Origin of the sequence: Curtobacterium flaccumfaciens, from assembly GCF_051548005.1 — a bacterium.
Taxonomy (GTDB): Bacteria; Actinomycetota; Actinomycetes; order Actinomycetales; family Microbacteriaceae; genus Curtobacterium.
The window spans coordinates 1-18,791 of the sequence record NZ_JBPUGH010000057.1; the positions used below are offsets into that span (position 1 = coordinate 1).

The 18,791-nt window shown below is 70.2% G+C and carries 19 protein-coding genes and 1 riboswitch; of the genes, 6 read left to right on the top strand and 13 right to left on the bottom strand.

Translation table 11 applies throughout. The features are described from left to right. Positions 1 to 314: 314 nt before the first annotated feature. Positions 315 to 794, bottom strand: a complete 480-nt coding sequence (locus ACSW7Y_RS08630; RefSeq protein ID WP_438125889.1) for an NUDIX hydrolase — start codon at positions 792 to 794, stop codon at positions 315 to 317. A 57-nt stretch (positions 795 to 851) separates the two neighbouring features. Between ACSW7Y_RS08630 and nagB the strand changes: the two genes are divergently transcribed. Continuing rightward, the gene (nagB, locus tag ACSW7Y_RS08635; protein WP_438125890.1) at positions 852 to 1,637 is read left to right on the top strand and encodes a glucosamine-6-phosphate deaminase; all 786 of its coding nucleotides are present in this window, start codon (positions 852 to 854) and stop codon (positions 1,635 to 1,637) included. 35 nt (positions 1,638 to 1,672) lie between these two features. Here nagB and ACSW7Y_RS08640 read toward each other — a convergent pair whose 3' ends face one another. Next, a complete protein-coding gene (locus tag ACSW7Y_RS08640; RefSeq protein WP_438125891.1) occupies positions 1,673 to 2,860 on the bottom strand; it encodes a MalY/PatB family protein in 1,188 nt (395 codons plus the stop codon). 88 nt (positions 2,861 to 2,948) lie between these two features. Here ACSW7Y_RS08640 and ACSW7Y_RS08645 point away from each other — a divergent pair, with 88 nt between their 5' ends. Both ACSW7Y_RS08645 and ACSW7Y_RS08650 read left to right on the top strand, forming a co-directional pair. Continuing rightward, on the top strand, positions 2,949 to 5,555 hold the full coding sequence (locus ACSW7Y_RS08645) for an AAA family ATPase (protein ID WP_438125892.1): 2,607 nt from the start codon (positions 2,949 to 2,951) through the stop codon (positions 5,553 to 5,555). A gap of 110 nt (positions 5,556 to 5,665) precedes the next feature. Beyond that, entirely contained in the window at positions 5,666 to 7,249 is a 1,584-nt protein-coding gene (locus ACSW7Y_RS08650) for an MFS transporter (protein ID WP_438125893.1), read from the top strand. Positions 7,250 to 7,252: 3 nt separating this feature from the next. On the opposite strand, the gene ACSW7Y_RS08655 is transcribed toward ACSW7Y_RS08650, so the two are convergent. From ACSW7Y_RS08655 to ACSW7Y_RS08695, 9 genes are all read right to left on the bottom strand, one after another. Next, the gene (locus ACSW7Y_RS08655; protein ID WP_438125894.1) at positions 7,253 to 7,519 is read right to left on the bottom strand and encodes a hypothetical protein; all 267 of its coding nucleotides are present in this window, start codon (positions 7,517 to 7,519) and stop codon (positions 7,253 to 7,255) included. Between the two features lie 145 nt (positions 7,520 to 7,664). After that, the gene (locus ACSW7Y_RS08660; RefSeq protein ID WP_438125895.1) at positions 7,665 to 8,660 is read right to left on the bottom strand and encodes a CU044_5270 family protein; all 996 of its coding nucleotides are present in this window, start codon (positions 8,658 to 8,660) and stop codon (positions 7,665 to 7,667) included. Beyond that, the gene (locus tag ACSW7Y_RS08665; RefSeq protein WP_438125896.1) at positions 8,657 to 9,238 is read right to left on the bottom strand and encodes an RNA polymerase sigma factor; all 582 of its coding nucleotides are present in this window, start codon (positions 9,236 to 9,238) and stop codon (positions 8,657 to 8,659) included. Before ACSW7Y_RS08665 ends, ACSW7Y_RS08660 begins: the two co-directional genes overlap by 4 nt. Positions 9,239 to 9,293: 55 nt before the next feature. Continuing rightward, positions 9,294 to 10,433 (bottom strand): N-acetylglucosamine-6-phosphate deacetylase, encoded by a 1,140-nt coding sequence (nagA, locus tag ACSW7Y_RS08670; protein WP_438125907.1) that lies wholly within the window; start codon positions 10,431 to 10,433, stop codon positions 9,294 to 9,296. A 95-nt stretch (positions 10,434 to 10,528) separates the two neighbouring features. Continuing rightward, positions 10,529 to 10,927, bottom strand: coding sequence for a YrdB family protein (locus ACSW7Y_RS08675; RefSeq protein WP_438125897.1), 399 nt, complete (start codon positions 10,925 to 10,927; stop codon positions 10,529 to 10,531). Between the two features lie 5 nt (positions 10,928 to 10,932). Next, a complete protein-coding gene (gene purU, locus ACSW7Y_RS08680; RefSeq protein WP_438125898.1) occupies positions 10,933 to 11,814 on the bottom strand; it encodes a formyltetrahydrofolate deformylase in 882 nt (293 codons plus the stop codon). Positions 11,815 to 12,312: 498 nt separating this feature from the next. After that, the gene (locus ACSW7Y_RS08685) at positions 12,313 to 13,722 is read right to left on the bottom strand and encodes an MFS transporter (RefSeq protein WP_438125899.1); all 1,410 of its coding nucleotides are present in this window, start codon (positions 13,720 to 13,722) and stop codon (positions 12,313 to 12,315) included. Then, positions 13,719 to 14,144 carry a MarR family winged helix-turn-helix transcriptional regulator gene (locus ACSW7Y_RS08690; RefSeq protein WP_438125900.1) on the bottom strand — a complete coding sequence of 142 codons (426 nt, stop codon included), beginning with the start codon at positions 14,142 to 14,144 and terminating at the stop codon, positions 13,719 to 13,721. Before ACSW7Y_RS08690 ends, ACSW7Y_RS08685 begins: the two co-directional genes overlap by 4 nt. A gap of 49 nt (positions 14,145 to 14,193) precedes the next feature. After that, positions 14,194 to 14,646: a MarR family winged helix-turn-helix transcriptional regulator gene (locus ACSW7Y_RS08695; RefSeq protein WP_438125901.1), complete on the bottom strand. Its 453-nt coding sequence runs from the start codon at positions 14,644 to 14,646 to the stop codon at positions 14,194 to 14,196. A gap of 56 nt (positions 14,647 to 14,702) precedes the next feature. Between ACSW7Y_RS08695 and ACSW7Y_RS08700 the strand changes: the two genes are divergently transcribed. Then, positions 14,703 to 15,602, top strand: coding sequence for an NmrA family NAD(P)-binding protein (locus ACSW7Y_RS08700; protein WP_438125902.1), 900 nt, complete (start codon positions 14,703 to 14,705; stop codon positions 15,600 to 15,602). A 3-nt stretch (positions 15,603 to 15,605) separates the two neighbouring features. Here the strand turns inward: ACSW7Y_RS08700 and ACSW7Y_RS08705 are convergent, their stop codons facing one another. After that, positions 15,606 to 16,079: a DUF2017 family protein gene (locus ACSW7Y_RS08705; protein ID WP_438125903.1), complete on the bottom strand. Its 474-nt coding sequence runs from the start codon at positions 16,077 to 16,079 to the stop codon at positions 15,606 to 15,608. Further along, on the bottom strand, positions 16,076 to 16,363 hold the full coding sequence (gene clpS, locus ACSW7Y_RS08710) for an ATP-dependent Clp protease adapter ClpS (protein WP_438125904.1): 288 nt from the start codon (positions 16,361 to 16,363) through the stop codon (positions 16,076 to 16,078). Before clpS ends, ACSW7Y_RS08705 begins: the two co-directional genes overlap by 4 nt. Before the next feature lie 37 nt (positions 16,364 to 16,400). Further along, positions 16,401 to 16,486: riboswitch (ZMP/ZTP riboswitch) on the top strand. A gap of 53 nt (positions 16,487 to 16,539) precedes the next feature. On the opposite strand from clpS, the gene glyA reads away from it, so the two are divergent. Both glyA and ACSW7Y_RS08720 read left to right on the top strand, forming a co-directional pair. Continuing rightward, complete coding sequence (glyA, locus tag ACSW7Y_RS08715; RefSeq protein WP_438125905.1) at positions 16,540 to 17,829, top strand: serine hydroxymethyltransferase; 1,290 nt, start codon at positions 16,540 to 16,542, stop codon at positions 17,827 to 17,829. Continuing rightward, the gene (locus ACSW7Y_RS08720) at positions 17,826 to 18,758 is read left to right on the top strand and encodes a tetrahydrofolate dehydrogenase/cyclohydrolase catalytic domain-containing protein (RefSeq protein WP_438125906.1); all 933 of its coding nucleotides are present in this window, start codon (positions 17,826 to 17,828) and stop codon (positions 18,756 to 18,758) included. The genes glyA and ACSW7Y_RS08720 overlap by 4 nt, the downstream gene beginning before the upstream one ends. Positions 18,759 to 18,791: the final 33 nt, after the last annotated feature.

Here is an 18,791-nt window from a genome sequence, read left to right on the forward strand (position 1 = left end):
CCGTGCGCCTGACCGGCGCACCGGTCGCGGTCGAGCCGCTCGCGTAGCGAGCGCGGGGCGCAGGGCGCGCCGGGGCGTTCGCCGACGCGGCGGTCCCCGGCGCGAAAGCGACAGTTCGCGTGGGAGCCGTGCCGTCCACGCCGGGAAAGCGACAGTGTGGTGCGTTCCGCGCGCATGACATTGTCGCTCTCGCGAAAGCGACGGGACATGACGGAGTGGGTCGCGGTCAGAGGCGTCGGCCGACGGACGGGAGGCGCGGTGCGGGCCCGCTCCGCGCCTCCAGTCCGGTGACGGGACGCGGCAGCACCGACCCGTCAGCGCTGGAAGCGCGTCGCCACCTCGTCCGCCAGCGCGGCGTCGACGCGGGCGCGCATGTCCTCCGACATGGGCGGGAGGGCGTCGAGCCGCGCCCAGAACGCCTCGGTGTTCTCGCCGTCAGCGGGGAAGGGCGTGCCCGAGACGTAGCGGAACGCGAACACGAGGTCGAGGTACTGCGCCCGGTCGCCGTTCGGGTACGTCATCTCGGGCAGCACCTGCACCCAGGCGAGCCGCTCGGCCACCGCGACGACGTCGGCTTCCTCGAGGACCTCGCGTGCCGCGGCGACGGCTGGCTCCTCACCCGGGTCGACGATGCCGGTCACCGGCGTGTACGCACCCGTGTCGGCCCGTCGGACGACCAGGAGCTCACGGTCGTCGCCGGTTCCGCGGATGACCACGGCGGTGACGCCGGTGAGCCAGAGCGGGTGGTTCCCGATGCGCTCGCGGAGGGAGAGGGCGAAGTCGGGCGTGGGCACGGCACCACGCTACGGCACACCCTGTCGGGGACTGGTCATGACCAGTAGGGTGGGGTCGTGGAGATCATCATCCTGCCCACGCCGGCGGAGGTCGGTCGCGTCGCCGCGGCCAAGATCGCGTCCGTCGTCGCGAAGAAGCCGTCCGCCGTCATCGGTCTCGCCACCGGGTCCAGCCCGCAGGGCATCTACGTCGACCTGCAGCGTCGCGTCGAGGCCGGCGAGATCTCGTTCGCCGAGGCCCGCGGGTTCGCCCTCGACGAGTACGTCGGGATCCCGCTCGAGCACCCGGAGTCCTACGCCTCCGTCATCGCCCGTGACGTCGTCGGTCCGCTCGGCTTCGACCCGTCGCGCGTCCGCGTGCCGGACGGCCGGGCCGCCGACCTCGAGTTCGCCGCGAAGGAGTACGACGCCGCGATCCGCGCCGCGGGCGGGGTCGACGTGCAGATCCTCGGCATCGGGGCGAACGGGCACATCGGGTTCAACGAGCCGACGTCGTCGTTCGCGTCCCGAACGCGCATCAAGACCCTCGCGCCGTCCACGCGCGAGGCGAACGCCCGGTTCTTCGACTCCCCGGACCAGGTGCCGACGCACTGCATGACCCAGGGGCTCGGCACGATCCTCGAGGCCGGCGAGCTCGTCCTCGTCGCGCAGGGCTCGGCCAAGGCGGACGCGGTCGCCGCCGCGGTCGAGGGGCCGCTGTCGTCCTTCGTGCCGGGGTCGGCGCTGCAGCTGCACCAGCACGCCACCGTCGTGGTCGACGAGGAAGCCGCCGCCGGTCTCACGCTCGCGGACTACTACCGGTACACCTACGACAACAAGCCGGAGTGGCAGCGGTTCGAGTGACGATGCCGCGTGCGACGGCTCGGTCGTCGCACGCGTCAGTGCGCCTCTGCCAGTCGGCGCAGCGCCTCGTCGAGCGTGTCGGCAGAGCAGCCGAAGTTCAGGCGCACGTGCCCTGCTCCCTGTCGGCCGAAGTCGAGCCCGCGTGACAGGGCGACCTGCGCCCGGTCCAGCAGGACCGCAGCGGGGTCGTCCCCGAACGGCAGCGCGCCGAGGTCGATCCACGCGAGGTACGACGCCTGCGGCTGCCGGTACCGTGCGCCGGGCAGCACGTCGCCGAGGCGTTCGGCGAGCGTCCGCCGGTTCACGGTCAGCTCGGCGAGCAGCGACGCCAACCAGGGCCCGCCCTCGCGGAAGGCCGCCACGCTCGCGGTGTAGCCGAGGATCCCGGTGCGCTCGACGACCTCGGCCGGCATCCCGTCGAACCAGGCCCGCGCCCGCTCCGACGCCCCGACCATCAGGGCGCACTTCGTGCCGGCGAGGTTCCAGGCCTTGCTCGCGCTCGTCAGGGCGACGCCGCGGTCGGCGGCCTCAGGGCACGAGCCGAGGAACGGCGTGAAGACCGCGTCCGCGTGCGTCAGCGGCGCGTGGATCTCGTCCGACACCACCACGGCGTCGTACTCCGCGGCGAGCCGGGCCAGGGCGGCGAGGTCGTCCCGGGGGTGCACGAGGCCGAGGGGGTTGTGCGGGTTGCAGAGCAGGACCGTCCGCACGCCGTCCGCGAGGGCCTGGCGGACACCCTCGAGGTCCATCCGCCAGCCGGCGGTCGTGGCGCCGGTGGCGGCTCCGCCGGCGTCGTCCTCGCCGTCCTCGGGTGGCAGGAGCGGGACCTCGGTGACGGTGCCGCCGGCCTCGGTCACGTAGTCCCAGAACGGCGGGTACACGGGCGGCATGACGACGACCCGGTCGCCGGGCGCGATCACCCGGCGGAGCGTCTCGACCGCGGCCACCGAGACGTCCGTGGTCGTCCGGACGAGGTCGGGGTCGACGCGCCACGACCACCGGTCGGCGGCGAAGTCGGCGAACGCCTCGGGGAGTGCCCGACCGTGCCCGACGTACCCGGTGTCGCCGTTCGTCACCGCTGCGACGAGGGCGTCCCGCACGGGTTCGGCGAGCACGGAGTCCATCTCGGCGACGAACATCGGGAGGACCTCCGGGGGGAAGGCCGTGTACTTCTCGCTCGTGCGGGTGCGGTGCGCGTCGAACGCGGAGACCATGACGCTCATGCCGCCATCCTCGCAGGGCGCACGTAGCCTGCGGAGTCGTGGCCCAAATCGCTAGCGCGTCCGGGCGCTGCGATCGTATGCTCCATGAGTGGAACTCACACTGCGAATGAGCCGAAGTCGTCTATTTGTGCTCATCGAAGCGTTCGAGCGGGATATGCGCGATCTGATCGAGCAGTACTTACTCGATCATCTTCCTGAGCAAGAGGTGCTCGGTCCCGAATTCGATAACGCCGATAGGCTAAGGGCTGCCGAAGACACTGTCGACCGCGGTTCTATCGTTCATTATTTATACACGAGACAATCTTTTGATGTTCTCATGCGGCACAAGCAACTCCTTCCCGGCGATCTCGCGGAGCACTTGCGAGTGAACGCGTCGCGTGTTGAGGAAATAATTCCTATCCGAAATCGGGTAATGCACGGGCGGCCCTTGCGATCAGGGGACTTCGACACCGCCGTCTCGATACTTGGAGCCTTCAACACCCGGTACTGGAGTGCGACTCGCGAGACCGTGTCGCGACTGAAGAATGAAGTCGATTGGGAGCCACCGCTCGAGACTGCGCTGCCGATTGAAAATGTTTTACATAACCTTCCACTCGCCGATTACGATGACACTGGACTGGTCGGCAGGACTGAGGAATTACAGCAACTCAAAGCGCTCATAAAGCGGGGCAGGGAGCATGTTATAACGATTACTGGCGAAGGAGGTATTGGCAAGACTGCACTTGCTCTTGAGACCGCATATGCCCTGGTAGACGATGATGAAGCAGGCTTCGACTGTGTGCTGTGGGTCTCGCTCAAGACGGAAACTCTTACTCATTCCGGTGTGATCTCGATTCGAAATGCGGTTCAGGATGTCGCGGGTGCCACGCGTCTGCTCGGTGCAGCGATCGACGGGAGTCTAGACGGAACCATTGGGTCACTCGCAGAAGCACTGTCCAACCTTCGCTCCTTGGTCGTCATCGATAATCTTGAATCTGCCCAAGGCGATGACGTGCTGCGGTTGTATGACGCTTTGCCTGACGGGGTCACGTTCCTTTTCACGAGTCGCATTGGGATTGGTCAGATCGAACGGCGAGTGCCGCTTGGCCCGCTGAAAAGTGCAGATGCAATGAGGCTCTTCAAGAAGTTGAGTTCAGCTCGGGCGCCACGCCTCGCGTCACTTTCTCCCGCGGCCACTGATCAGATTCTTGAGCAACTTAGATTCAGTCCGCTTGCAATACGCTGGTACATCTACTCCGTGGAAGTTGGAAAGGAGCCACTGAGTACTCTTCGCGACCAAAGAGAGTTGCTTGCGTTCTGTGTGCAGAATGTTTTCGAAGCGTTGAGCGGAGAAGCGCAATCTGCACTTACAGTCATCGAAGCAGTAGGGCGTAGCGTCTCCTTCGACGAGTTGGCGGTCCTGACTGACTTATCAATCGACGACCTCCGCCGAGCGGCCCAAGAGCTTGCCCGAGGTTCCCTGGTCCTTTATGAGCCGGACCCTGACGGAGGTCTAGTTTCTCGGCTCGGATTGACGGCCGCTGCCCGGATGTTTCTCCGGGATCGCCCTGATAGATCCGGCGTATTGTCACGAATCCGCGAGCGGGAGGAGCTTTATCGTCGAGGGGCAGAGCGGCGCCGAGTCGAAGGCGCTAATCGTACGCTAGGTCCGAACTTCGTACGGACCAGGTCTGCCGAATTCGAGCCTGTCGTGCATCTGCTCGATACAGCGCTCACGGAAAGTAAAAAGGGTAATGCAGAGGCAGCCGAGTTGCACCTCGATCGTGCGAGAGCGGTCAATGGCGAGTACTGGGAAGTTGAACGAGTGGCGGGCTTCATAGCGTCGACTCAGCGCCGCAATGAGGATGCACTTGTCCATTACCGTGCTGCCCTATCGAACTGCGAGACGGACGAAGAACGTGCGGTAGTGTCCCACTTCCTTGGTGGGCATCTCGCTCGAGCCATGCGGGATGTTGAAGGTGCCATCGTTTACGCTGAAGATGCCCACCGGATCCTAGGCACCTCTGACACCGCAGTTGCGCTTGGTAACTTGAGGATATGGAACCGGCAGTACGAAGCCGGTCAGCGACTGCTGGAAAGTGTCCTTGATGACTTGTCGGGCAAGCCATATCTTATCGCGATGACCTCTCTGGTGGAGAGCTGGCGTAGGTGGTCGGAGGAAGCGTATGGCGAGCGCAATCTCGTCGACGCGGCCGAGAAGGGTTACACCGGCTTCGCGATGGGGACTAAGGCTACGGGTGAAGGCTACACCGATCTGAAGCTCGCGAGCGAGATGCTTGAGTCGGCGGTAGCGAGCCTGCGCGGTATGACTGGTCTTGGGGGAGTGATTGATGAACCCAAAATCGAACGTATAGCGGTTTGGTGCGCGGCGCATGTCGAAGTGGTTCGGAGCGCGCGGGCGTGGCACCATTTTGTGGCGGCGCTGGGACTCCTTCCGCCAGATCAAAGGACGCAATTCGCAGACGTCGTAAGCGCGTCAGCTATAAAGGAGGAGGCAAAGGTTGGGAGTATTGTTTCCTGGGGTGGAAAGTTTGGGTTCATCAAGCACGAGGCCTTCCCAAACAACGTGTTTTTTCATCGTGGTCAATTGTCGGCAGATGACGCGGAGCGCCTGATGATTGGATCGACTGTGCGGTTCGAGGCTGGCGAAGGAGACGATGGGCGCATTCGTGCACAGACGATAAAGGTGCTCTGAGGGGGATTCAGCGATTCTGCGGCGGGTTGAACGCCTGCGCAGTTTCGGGGTACATCGAGCGCCCGCACACTGCGAACCCCCGCGCCCGACGCGCCTACCGTGGCGGTGTCATGGCTGCCGAACACCGCAAACCCGTCGAGCCCGATGCGTCTCCCACCGTCGCACACCACGCCGCGCACCACGCGGCCGCCGTCGAGTCGCCCGCAGCGCCGTCGACCCCCGCGTCCGCGCCCACCTCACCTGCCCGTGGGGACGGCGGGGGCGACGGAGACCAGCCGGACCCGAACCGCTGGAAGGCCCTCGTCATCTGCCTGCTCGGCGGTGGCATCGTGCTGCTCGACGTCTCGATCGTGAACGTCGCACTGCAGTCGATCTCGTCCGGCCTGCCCGGCGCCACACCCGAGGCCGTGCAGTGGATCCTCTCCGGGTACGCCCTCGCCTTCGGGCTCCTGCTCGTGCCCGGCGGCCGACTCGGGGACGCCTCGGGTCGTCGCCGCATGTTCGTCGTCGGCGTCGGGCTCTTCACGCTCGCCAGTGCCCTGTGCGGCTTCGCCCCGAACGGACTCGTGCTCGTGATCGCGCGGCTCGTGCAGGGCTTCGCGGGCGGCCTGCTCACCCCGCAGGTCACCGCCCTCATCCAGCAGCTCTTCCGTGGCAAGGAGCGAGGGACCGCGTTCGGGCTCTTCGGCGCCACCGTGGGCATCGCCACCGCGATCGGGCCGCTCATCGGCGGGCTGCTCATCACGGCGTTCGGCACCGAGAACGGCTGGCGGTTCGTGTTCTTCGTGAACCTGCCCGTGGGGCTGGTCACGATCCTCCTGGCCTTCCGGTACCTCCCCGCCGCCGCGAAGGCCGAGCGGGGCAGGAAGCACGACTTCGACCCCGTCGGCATCGTCCTGCTCGGCGCCGCGGTCGTCGCGCTCCTGCTGCCGTTCGTGCAGTCCGAGCAGTGGAAGGGCAACACGAAGTACTGGCTGGTGGTGGTCGCGGTCGTCTTCGCCGTGCTCTTCGTGCTCTGGGAGCGCCACTACGGCCGCAGCAAGGAGCCGGTCATCGACCTCGGCCTGTTCCGCCGCCGGTCGTTCTCGCTCGGCGTCGGCCTCGCCACGCTCTACTTCGCCGGCTTCACCCCGCTGTTCTTCGTCCTGACCCTCGCCCTGCAGTCCGGTCTGGAGTACTCGGCACTGCTCGCCGGACTGTCCTCCGTCCCGTTCGCGATCGGGTCGGGCATCGCGTCCACCATCGGCGGCCGGATCGTGCACCGCTTCGGCCGGCAGCTCATCGTCGTCGGCACGGTCCTCGTGCTGATCGGCCTCGGAGGGGTCATCTGGGTGGTCGCGAACCACTTCCGGTCCGACCTCGGCTGGTGGCTCGTCGTGCCGCTGCTCGTCGCGGGCATCGGCTCCGGCCTCACGATCTCCCCGAACCAGACCCTCACGCTGTCCGAGGTGCCGGTCCAGCAGGGCGGCTCCGCCGGAGGGCTCATCCAGGTCGGCGCCCGCGTCGGCTCGGCCATCGGCATCGCTGCGGTGGGCAGCATCTTCTACTCGTCACTCGCCAGCTCGAAGGGCGACTACTCGCAGGGGCTGCCGCTCGGCCTCGGCGTCGCGCTGGTGTTCGTCGCGGCGGCGCTCGTGGCGGGCATCGTGGACGTGGTGGTCGGGAAGGCGCAGGGCACCGAGGCGTCCGTCTGACGGTCAGCCGACGACGCCGGGCTCGTCCGGGGCGTCCAGAGCACGCCGCATCTCGGCCGTCGAGGCGTCCCAGAGCGGAGCATCCGCACGGACGACGGCGAGCACGTCGTCGACCATCCCGGTCCGGACGGCGACGCCCCGTGCCCGCGCGGTCCGCCGGACGGCGCTGCGGAGTGCGGTGACCGGGGTGGCCGCGTCGGTCCGGAGCACGGCCTGCCCGACCGCCTCCGCACGCTCGACCAGCGCAGCCGCAACGGTGTCGATGTCCACGCGGTCCATCGTGCTCCCCACGGACCGCGTGCGCGCGGGCCACGGGATCCGACACCGCCTGGCAGTCTCACACGGAGACGGTGCGGACCGAGCGACCGGCGGTGGCGTCCGGGGAGCCCGGACGCCACCGTTCCGCGGCGATCGGTCAGCCCTGTGGGACGCTGTCCACCACGGTGGTCGTGACCGCGGACGAGTCGAGCACCGTCCCCTTCGGGAGTACCCGGCTCGCCGAACCGGTGAGGGTCCGTGAGCCGAGGTACGCGCCGGTGTCGGGATCGATCACGATCTCGGAGTGCTCCCCGTCGCGGTTGGGCTCGTCCCGGCCGATCGCCGTGCCCGTGTGACCATCGAGCGTCACCGCGTCGTGGGTGATCGTCGTCCCGGGGATCGTCGCGAGCACCTCGTACATGGCGCTCCGGAGGTCGGCCGGGACGAGTCCGGTGGCGAGGTCGTCGGCGATCAACGTCGTCATCGCCTCCGCGTGGCTCACGGAACCGGTGGCGTGCTCCGAGACCCACGTGGAGAGCTGAGCCGGGTCTCGCGGCATCTCGGTCAGGTGCGCCGGCGTCCAGTCCGAGTACCCCTCGAAGCGGCCGCCTGCTCCGTGCAGCGTCTCGATCGGGTACGAGGCCCCTTCGCGCTTCCACTCCGCGGCCGCCTCGGTCGCGGCACCGGCCGGGAAGAACCGCGTCGGCTCGCCGGACGTGCGCACGAGCGTCCATTCGGCAGACACGTCCGCGGGTCGGTAGACGGTGACCGTGTACGGCACGAGCGCGGAGTACGCGTTCGCGTCGCCGAAGAACGCCTGGCTCTCGCGCTTCGTCGACACCTCGAGGTACTGCCCCGGCCCGACGGTCGGGTCACTCGTCGCGACGGTCTCGTCGGCGGCCTTGTGCAGGACCTCGGCGGCGGTGGCGGCCTGCGGGTCCGACCCCACGACCGGCACCCTGTCGGTGGCACCCGTCAGGTTCCCACCGACGATCAGGGTCGCGAGGGCGGTCACCGCGGCGACGGACCCGACGGCCCCGAAGGTCCAGCGGGAGCGGCGGCGAGCGTGGACGGTGCGATCGAGGACCGCGCGTCGGATCGGACGGATGGCTTCGTCGAGGGCGACGCCCTCGGGTGGCGGTGCGGTGATCACAGTGTCTGCTCCATCTCGTGCAGCGCGCGGCTCGACCGCAGCTTCGCGCGCGATCGTTGGATGCGCTTGCGCGCGTTCGTGGTGGTGAGGCCGAGCATCGCGGCGGCCTCGTCGTAGGACCGGCCCTGGAGGAGGCAGAGCTCGCAGAGTTCCCGGTCGGGTGAGTCGAGCGCGGCGATCTCCGCGCGGACCCACCGCAGCTGGTGCACGGCCTCGTCGTGGGCGGCCTGGCGGTACCAGGCCTCGGACGCGCCGCTGTGCTCGTCGACCTCGTCGGTGCGGATCGACCGTCGCTGCCGGTTCGTGTTCATCGCGACGTACCGCGTCGTGGTCAGCAGCCACGGCAGTGCCGATGCGCCGACGACCCCGATGTCCTTCCGCCGGCGCCACGCGACGAGGAACGTCTCCTGGACGATGTCGTCGACGTCCGACCGCTCGTCGGCGAGCCCCCAGGCGTAGCGGAAGACCGCCCGCGAGTGGCGGTCGAGCAGTGCGGTGTACGCCTCGCCGTCACCCTTCGCGACGGCGGCGACGAGTGCGGTGTCCGGGACGGCGCCCGGCCCCCTTGGTGTGTTCATGATTGCCTCCGAACAGTGGGTGTCCGGAACGGCGGCCGTGTGACAGATCGGCCGATCAGCGAATCGCGCGCCCGGCTCCCCACACCCGGGTCACCTCGAGCGCCGGCGTGAGCGCGACGAGGTCGGCGGCGTATCCCGGAGCGATCCTGCCGAGGCGGTCGCCGAGTCCGAGTGCGCGGGCCGGTACCGAGGTGAGTGCACCGACCGCCTCGGGGAGCGTCCGACCGGCCAGCTCGACGGCGTTCCGCAGCGCCTGGTCCTGCGTCAGCGTCGACCCCGCGATCGTCTCGGTGCCGGCGACGAGCGCGACGCCGTCCGCGACCGTCACGGCGAGCGACCCGAGCGTGTACGAGCCGTCGGCAGCCCCTGCGGCACCCATCGCGTCGGTGATGAGTGCGACGCGGTCCGGGGCTGCCGCCAGCAGCAGGGACGCCACCGACGGGTGCACGTGGACGCCGTCGAGGATGAGCTCGAGCGTGACCCGGTCGTCGGTCACCGCGGCGGAGATCGGGCCCGGTGCACGGTGGTGGATGCCCGGCATGGCGTTGAACGCGTGCGTGAGCAGGGTCGCGCCGGCGTCGAACGCCGCCCTGGCCTGGTCGTACGAGCAGACCGTGTGGCCGACGGCGACCGTGACCCCGGCCGCGACGAACCGCTCGATGGCGGCGAGTGCACCGGGGAGCTCGGGGGCGATCGTGACCTGCCGGACCACGCTCGATCCGGCCTCGAGCAGGGTGTCGACCGCTGCAGGCGTCGGGTCGATCAGGAAGTCGGGGTTGTGCGCGCCCTTGTTCTGCGGCGACAGGAACGGCCCTTCGAGGTGCACGCCGAGGACGAGCGGGTCGTCGGCCATCACCGAACGGACGTGGGCGAGCGAGGCGACGAGCGACGGCAGCGGGTTCGCGACGAGGGACAGGACCGACCGGGTCGTCCCGTGCGCCCGGTGCACCGCGAGGGCCGCGGCGAACGAGTCGTCCTCGTACGCCGCGCCGCCACCGCCGTGTCCGTGCAGGTCCACGAACCCGGGCACCAGGACGGCGTCGGCGAGGTCGACGACCTCGTTCGCCGTCGGGGCCTCAGGGCCGGAGCCGACCGCGCGGATCACGTCTCCGTCGAGGAGGACCCAGCCGTCCGCCGTGGAGCCGGCCGCGTCGACGACGCGGGCCGACCGGACCAGCGTGCGCCGTGCCTCCAGGCCGGAGCCGCCGACGGCGAAGTCGGAGCCGCCGACGACCGACCCCGAACCGCCGATGGCGGATCCGGAACCGCCGATGACGGACCCGCCGCCGCTCACCGCGCCTCCCGACGGAACTGCACCACGCCCGAGACCGCAGCGACCACGACGAAGACGAGCCCCACCACCGGGTGCCCGATCGACACCCAGGCGGCACCGGCCGCGACCACGAGCGCGACCTCGACGATCGTCTTGCCGACGATGTCGGTCTCGATCGGCGAGCGCGGCGAGCGGAAGAAGAACCACACGACCGCGGCGAAGAGCGGCGCACCGACGATGAAGAACACGGCCGGCAGCGGGTACGGCCACGCGAGGTAGCCCCAGTACCCGAGCGAGAACAGTCCGAACGCGCACACGAGCGCCCGCAGGACGTCCCAGGCGCCGAGCCTGCGCGGCTGGACGGGATGCGGGTCCGGGGCCTCGGACCAGTCGACGGGGCTCTGTGGTGCGGACACGGTTCCTACTTGAAGATGATGGTGCGGGCGCCGTCGAGGAGCACGCGGTCCTCGGCGATCCACCGGACGGCCTGGGTGAGCGTGCGGGACTCCTCGTCCTGCCCGATCGACACCAGCTCAGCGGGACCCTTCGTGTGGTCGACCCGGACGACGTTCTGCTCGATGATCGGCCCCTCGTCGAGGTCGCTCGTGACGAAGTGCGCCGTCGCGCCGATGAGCTTGACGCCCCGGGCGTGGGCCTGTCGGTAGGGGTTGGCGCCCTTGAAGCCGGGCAGGAACGAGTGGTGGATGTTCACGGCGCGTCCCTCGAGCGCCGCGCAGAGGCCGGGCGACAGGATCTGCATGTACCGGGCGAGGACGACGAGCTCGATGTCGTGCTCGTCCACGGCCTCGAGGATCCGCTGCTCCATGTCGTGCTTGCTCTCCGCGTCGGTCACGGGACGGTGCTCGAACGGCACGGAGTAGAACGACGCCAGCTCCTGCAGGTCGCCGTGGTTCGACAGGACGAGCGGCACCTCGATCGGGAGCTGCCCGCCACGCTGCCGGTAGAGCAGGTCGTTGAGGCAGTGCCCGGCCTTCGACACGAGCACCAGGGTGCGCAGCGGCCGACCGACGACGTCCAGTTGCACGCGCGCGTCGTAGCGCTGGACGACGGGTGCGAGGGCCTCCTCGAAGGACTCGCGGTCGACCGGCGCCATCACCTGGAGGCGCATGAAGAACGTGTTCGTGTCAGCGCTCGAGAACTGCTGCGACTCGGTGATGTTGCCCTGCGCGGCGACGACGGCTCCCGACACGGCGTGCACGATCCCGGGGCGGTCGTCGCAGACCAGCGTGAGGGTCCAGTGCGTGGGCGTCGTCGCGGTGGGCGCGGGCGTCGGGTCGGTCACCGGATCAGGGTACCGGGCGCGCTGCCGCGCGCTGGTCGGGGACGTGGGCCGTTCCGGCGCTCGGCCTGGAGGCACGGTGCAGGTCCTCCTCGGCGGCCGCCTTCCGCACGCGGTCGCGGTGGTGCGGGGCACGCACCGCCGGGTGGGCCCCTCGGGTCGCGGCACGACCTGGGCGGGACCCGTCGGGTTGCGCCATGACCGGGGCGGCGCCCGTCGGGTTGCGTCAAGTTCCGGGCGTTGCCCGTCGGGTTGCGTCACGATCCGGACGGCGCCCGTCGGGTCCTGGCACGACCCGGGCGGGGCCCGTCGGGTGTGCACCACGACCCGGGCGGACCTTCCGAACGCGTCGTGGCCGTCCCGGTGCGCGGAACGCGGGGTTCGTGCACCGGAACTGCCAGCAGCGCGGGAGTTGCTCGGTCCGGCGTGCCGCTCCGGACGACCACCGGCTCGGGAGCGTGTGTGACGAAGGCGCGCGCCCGCGGTTGCGGACGAGCTCGATCAGCGGGTCTTCGTTCCGGCGAGCGCACGGTCGGCGATCGTCAGGACGCTCGCCGCGACCGCGACGCCGACGATCACCCACGCGAGCACGTGCAGGTCCGGCGTGGTGGGCGCCGTGCCGAACACGCCCCCGATGAGCGAGGACGCTCCGATCGCCCCGATGTAGACGCTCGTCCGCGAGAGCCCGGCCGCGGTGCCGATGTACTCCGCGGGGACGACGCGGTACAGCGCGGCCTGGTTCGACACCGACGCGAAGGCCTGCGGGACGCCGAACAACGCCGGCGTGAGCACGAGGAGGGCCACGGGGGAGCCGGCGTGGAGCAGGAGCAGCAGGAGGCCGCCGACGATCGGCACCACGGCCGCGGCGATGAGCGGACCGCGGACGGCGGTCTTCCGTGCGACGAGGAAGGACGCGACCCCGGCGACGATCGCCGCCGGCAGCTGGATGTACCCGGCGGCGTCACTCGAGTAGCCGGCGACGTCCTGCACCCACTGCGAGAAGCCGTAGGTCATCGTGTACGCGAGCAGGTACACCAGGAACAGCCGCACGTACGTCCGGGACAGCGCGCCGTTCCGGGCGAGCAGCCGCACGTCGACGAACGGCTTCACGGCGCGCAGCTCCCACAGCACGAGCGCGACGAGCAGCACGATCGCGGTCGCGAGCAACCACCAGAGCCCGGCCGGGAGGTCGAGCAGGAAGACCAGGAGTGCCGAGACCGCGCCGGTCATCAGGAGCATGCCCACTGGGTCGAGGGCCTGCAGCACCGGCAGGTCGTCGGCGTTCCGCGGCCGGAGTCGGTCGGACGGGAGCCACAGCGCGGACACGACGATGCCGAACACCGCGAGGGGCACGTTGACGAGGAAGATCGCGTGCCAGCCGAAGGCCGCGATGAGCGCTCCGCCGAGCGGCGGTCCGGCGGCAGCGGACACGAGCGACGTGATCGAGAGGGCTCCGAGGACCAGCGGCGGCGTGGGCTTGCCGATCCGCGCCGAGTGCTGTCGGAGCGTCGTGAGCGCCGCCGGGTAGGCCGATGACGTACCGATGCCGATGAGCACACGGGCCGTGACCGCGCCGCCGAAGCCGGTGAGGAACTCGGGCACGACCCCGGCGACGCCGACGATGACGAGGCCGGTGAGGAAGACCTTCTTCGGTCCGAACCGGTCGGCGAGCTTGCCCATGGTCGGCTGGGCGACGGCGCTCGCGAGGTAGAGCGCCGCGACGAGCCAGATCGCCTGCGCCGCACCGATCCCGAGGTCGCGGGAGATCGGCGCGAGGGCGACCGACACCATCGTGGTGTTGATCGGGTTGAGCAGCGGGCCGACGAGCACCGGGACGAGGAGCTTCGGGCCGAAGCCGCTGCCGCCGCCGTCGGTCGGAGCGGGTGTCGGGACGGGGGCGGTCGCGGTCACGGTTCCACCAGCGGCTCGAGGATCTGCAGCGAGCGGGCCACGGTCGCGCGGTCCTCCGGGTCGAGCGCGGCCAGACGCTCCGCGAGGACGCGGCTGCGGGCCGACCAGGCGTCCTCACGCGCGGCGGCACCGGCCGGGGTCGCACGGACGAGCGTCCGTCGCCCGTCGGTGGGGTCCTGGCGGCGCTCGACGTACCCGAGGTCGACGAGCGCCTGGACGGTCGCGCCCATCGACTGCGGGCGGACACCCTCGGCCCGTGCCAGGTCGGCGACCGTGCTCTCGCCGTACCGGAGGAGCCGTCCGAGCGCAGCGGTCTGCGAAGCGGTCACCTCGTCGGACTTGCCCGTGAGCAGTGTCCGGCGGATGCGGCCGTGGATCGTCAGCAGCGCGCTGGCGAGGTCGGGTGCATCATCCGAAGTCATTCCACCACGGTACTACTTCGACAGGGCAACTTGCAAGGTTGCCTGTCGATCAGGGCGCGGCGTCAGCGGGGTCCGCTGCGTCCCCGACGAACGGCGCGAGGATCGCCGAGAGGTGTTCCCCGTCGTCGGCGAACCACGAGTTGCTCGCGCGCACGGCCGGGAACGCTTCGGCGAGCAGTGCCCGGCCGGCGCTCGTCAGGGTGATCCTGGACGGTCGTCCTCGACCGCGCTCCGAGCCGCGGTCGAGCAGCCCGCGGTCCGCGAGTGCCGCGACGAGCGTGGTTGCGCTCTGCGGGCGGATGCCGACCGCGCGGGCGAGTTCGGCCTGCGTGAGCTGCCCGCCGGCCGCCAGCTGCACGAGCGCTCCGAACTCGACGGGGGTGAGCCCCAGGGGAGCGAGCACGTCGCCGAGGCGCCTGGCGAGTGTCCGTGCGGCGCGGATCACCGTCCACGCGGCGATCGCGTCGACGTCGTCACGCGTTGCTGCGAACTCCCGGGGCACGGACCCAGGGTACCGGCGTAGCCTCCCGTATCAGGAAACTGATACCAGGGAGGATCATGGTGCAGCACGATGACAGCGTCATCGCCGTGACCGGGGCCACGGGAGACGTCGGCGGTCAGACCGTCGAGCGGCTCCTGGATGCGGGAGCCCGCGTCCGGGCGATCGTGCGCCGCCCCGAACAGGTGGACGCGTTCACCGCGCGAGGGGTCGACGTGCGCCTGGCCGACCTCGGCGACCGCGTGGCCCTGACCGCGGCGCTCGACGGGGTCGACCAGCTGTTCCTCGTCACGGCCGCGACGCCACGGCAGGCCGAGCACGGCCGCACCGCAGTCGACGCCGCGAGCGCTGCCGGGGTCCGCGCGGTCGTCCACCTGTCCGGCGGGGACGCGGCCGAGCACTCGCCGATGCCGTGGGCCGCCGCCATCTGGCAGGTGGACGAGGCGGTCCGGGCCAGCGGACTCGAGCGGACGATCCTCCATCCGTCCGGGTTCATGACGAACCTCGTGGCGTCCGGACCGGCGATCCGACGGGGGGTGTTCCCGCAGACGATGGGCCGTGGCGTCATCGGGTGGATCGACACGGCCGACATCGCCGCCGTCGCCGCCACGGTCCTGCTCCGTGGTGAGCACACCGGTGCGGAGCCCGTGCTCACCGGCCCCGAGCTCCTCGACGGCCGCGGTGTCGCAGCCGGACTCGCCGCAGGACTCGGACACCCGGTCCGCTACCTCCACCTGCCGAGCCGGGTGTTCCGGACCGTGCTGCGCGCGAGCGGGGTCGACGCCTGGCAGGCCGAAGGGCTCCGCCAGCAGTTCGGACGGGTCGCGCGGCGCGGCCTCGACGGCGTGGACGCGTTCACCGACGAGGTCGAGCGCATCACCGGGGAGCCGCCTCGCTCCCTTGCCGACTGGGCGGCGGGGCACCGTGACGAGTTGCTCGGTCCCCGTCCCGACGCCTGACGCTCAGCGAGCGGAGATCGTCCCGACCAGGTGCTCCTGCACGTACCCGACCCAGTCGTAGACGTCGCGGAGGCCGACCCCGGCCTCCGCGCGGTACGACGCCTCCTCGCTCGCGGCGTCCGAGATGCCGAGGCGCTCCGCGATCGTCAGCCGCAGGTCCGTCAGGCACCGGAGCCACGCCTGCTCGTCCGCGGGGGAGAACCTGCCGTCGCGCACCCCGGTCAGCCACTCGTGCACGACCGCCGCGTTCGACGTCTTCTGCGTCAGCAGATCGGACTGCGTCCACCGCCGGAACTCGGCGCTCGCCGCGTCGTCGTCCGGGTACGCGTCCGGGAACATCCTCGTCGCCACGGGGTCTGCCGCAAGGTCGTCCGCGAGCACCTGCTGGAGCTGCTCGGTCAGTGACGTCAGCACGTCACGCTCGCCGGAGGAAAGACCGAGGTGGACCCCGTCGGCGCGGCGCACGAACGGGATCACGGTGTCGGCGCCCGGTCGACCGTCGCCTGGAGGCCGTACCCGTGCATCGCCTCGGCGTGGGCCTCCATCGCCTCACGAGCCCCGGTCGCCACGATCGCCCGGCCGTCGTCGTTCACCTGGTGCATGAGCCGCTCCGCCTTCGCCCGACCGAAGCCGAAGTACGACTGGAAGACGTAGGTGACGTACGACATCAGGTTGACCGGGTCGTCCCAGACCACGGTCACCCATGGAGTGTCGGAGCGGGTCGTCGTCCGCTCGTCGACGTCGGGGCTGAGCAGGGTCATGCCACCAGGGTGACACGAACGGGCGCGCTCGGTACGATCGTGGGGTCGCGACTGGCGTTGGATGGGTCACCATCGGGGAGCGACACCTGACACGGTGCGCGGCCGTACGCCTGGGCCGCGCCCACCCGTCCACCTCGTCGTGCTCGTGCGCGGCGGAACAGACAACGAGGAGTCCCGTGTCCATCACCGATCTGACGCCTGCGACCGTGCAGTCCAGCTTCAACGCCCCGCTCGCCGAGGTCGACCCCGAGATCGCCGCCGTCCTGCAGAACGAGCTCGGCCGCCAGCGCGACACCCTCGAGATGATCGCGTCGGAGAACTTCGTCCCGCGTGCCGTCCTCGAGTCCCAGGGCTCCGTCCTGACGAACAAGTACGCCGAGGGGTACCCGGGCAAGCGCTACTACGGCGGCTGCGAGTTCGTCGACGTCGCCGAGCAGCTCGCCATCGACCGGGCGAAGGCCCTCTTCGGTGCCGCGTACGCGAACGTCCAGCCGCACTCCGGTGCCAGCGCGAACGCCGCGGTCCTGCACGCCATCGCCTCCGCCGGGGACACCATCCTCGGCCTCGAGCTCGCCCACGGCGGTCACCTGACCCACGGCATGAAGCTCAACTTCTCCGGCCGCATCTACAACGCGGTCTCCTACGGCGTCGACCCCGAGACCTTCGAGGTCGACTACGACGACATCCGCGCGAAGGCGATCGAGCACCAGCCCAAGGTCCTCATCGCCGGCTGGTCGGCCTACCCGCGCCAGCTCGACTTCGCGAAGTTCCGCGAGATCGCGGACGAGGTCGGCGCGACGCTCTGGGTGGACATGGCGCACTTCGCCGGGCTCGTCGCGGCCGGCCTGCACCCGTCGCCCCTCCCGCACGCCCACGTCGTCTCGTCGACCGTGCACAAGACCCTCGCCGGTCCGCGCTCGGGCATCATCCTGTCCAACGAGGAGTCGCTCTTCAAGAAGCTGAACTCCGCGGTCTTCCCGGGGCAGCAGGGCGGCCCGCTCATGCACGTGATCGCCGCGAAGGCCACCGCGTTCCTGCTCGCCGGCCAGCCCGAGTTCAAGGACCGCCAGGAGCGCACGCTCCGCGGTGCTCGTCTGCTGGCGGACCGTCTCACGCAGGCCGACGCGAAGGCCGCCGGCATCGACGTCCTCACGGGCGGCACCGACGTGCACCTGGTGCTCGTCGACCTCCGCGAGTCCGAGGTCGACGGCAAGCAGGCCGAGGACCTCCTGCACCAGGTCGGCATCACCGTGAACCGCAACTCCGTGCCGTTCGACCCGCGCCCGCCGATGGTCACGTCCGGTGTCCGGATCGGCACCCCGGCGCTGGCGACCCGTGGCTTCGGCGACGCCGAGTTCACCGAGGTCGCCGACATCATCGCGCTGACGCTCATGCCGAACCCGGACATCGAGGCGCTCTCGGCCCGGGTGAAGGCGCTGGCCGACGCGTTCCCGCTCTACGCGTGAGCGCCGCCGTGGCCGACCTGCCGCGGGCGCTCTGGGCGGGGGAGGGCTCTGCCGTCCGCATCGACGGCACCGCCCTCGCCGCCCGCACGCTCGACGACCTGAAGCTCCGCATCGACCGCCTGCACGACCACGGGTTCCGACCCGGGCTCGGCACGATCATGGTCGGACAGAACCCGGGTTCGGTGTCCTACGTCGCCGGCAAGCACAAGGACTCGGCGCGGATCGGGCTCGACTCGGTCCGCATCGACCTGCCCGAGACGGCGAGCGCCGCCGACATCCGTGCGGCGATCCTGCAGATGAACGACGACCCCCGGGTCACCGCGTTCATCGTGCAGCTCCCGCTGCCGCAGGGCATCGACCCGATCCCGATGCTCGAGCTCATGAACCCGGCGAAGGACGCCGACGGCCTGCACCCGACCAACCTCGGCGAGCTCGTCCTCGCCGTCCCCGGTGGTGCCGGCACCATCGACGCTCCGCTGCCGTGCACCCCGCGCGGCATCGTCGCGATGCTCGAGGCGTACGAGGTCCCGATCCGGGGCCAGCACGTCACGATCATCGGGCAGGGGCTCACGGTCGGTCGGCCGCTCGGCCTGCTGCTCACCCGCCTCGAGGCCACCGCGACCCTGACGCACTCGCTCACCGAGGACGTCGCGGCCGAGTGCCGCCGCGCCGACATCATCGTCGCCGCGGCCGGTGTGGCCGGACTCGTCCAGCCGGACTGGGTCAAGCCCGGAGCTGCGGTCATCGACGTCGGCATCAGCCGCATCGTCGACGAGGAGACCGGCAAGGCGAAGCTCCGCGGTGACGTCGACCCCGCGGTCGCATCGGTCGCCGGGTTCCTGTCGCCGACGCCCGGTGGCGTCGGACCGATGACCCGCGCGATGCTCATGAAGAACGTGGTCGAGGCGGCTGAGCGCCACCTGCGCTGAGCTCGCCTCGCGGACGTCGAAGCGACTGATCAC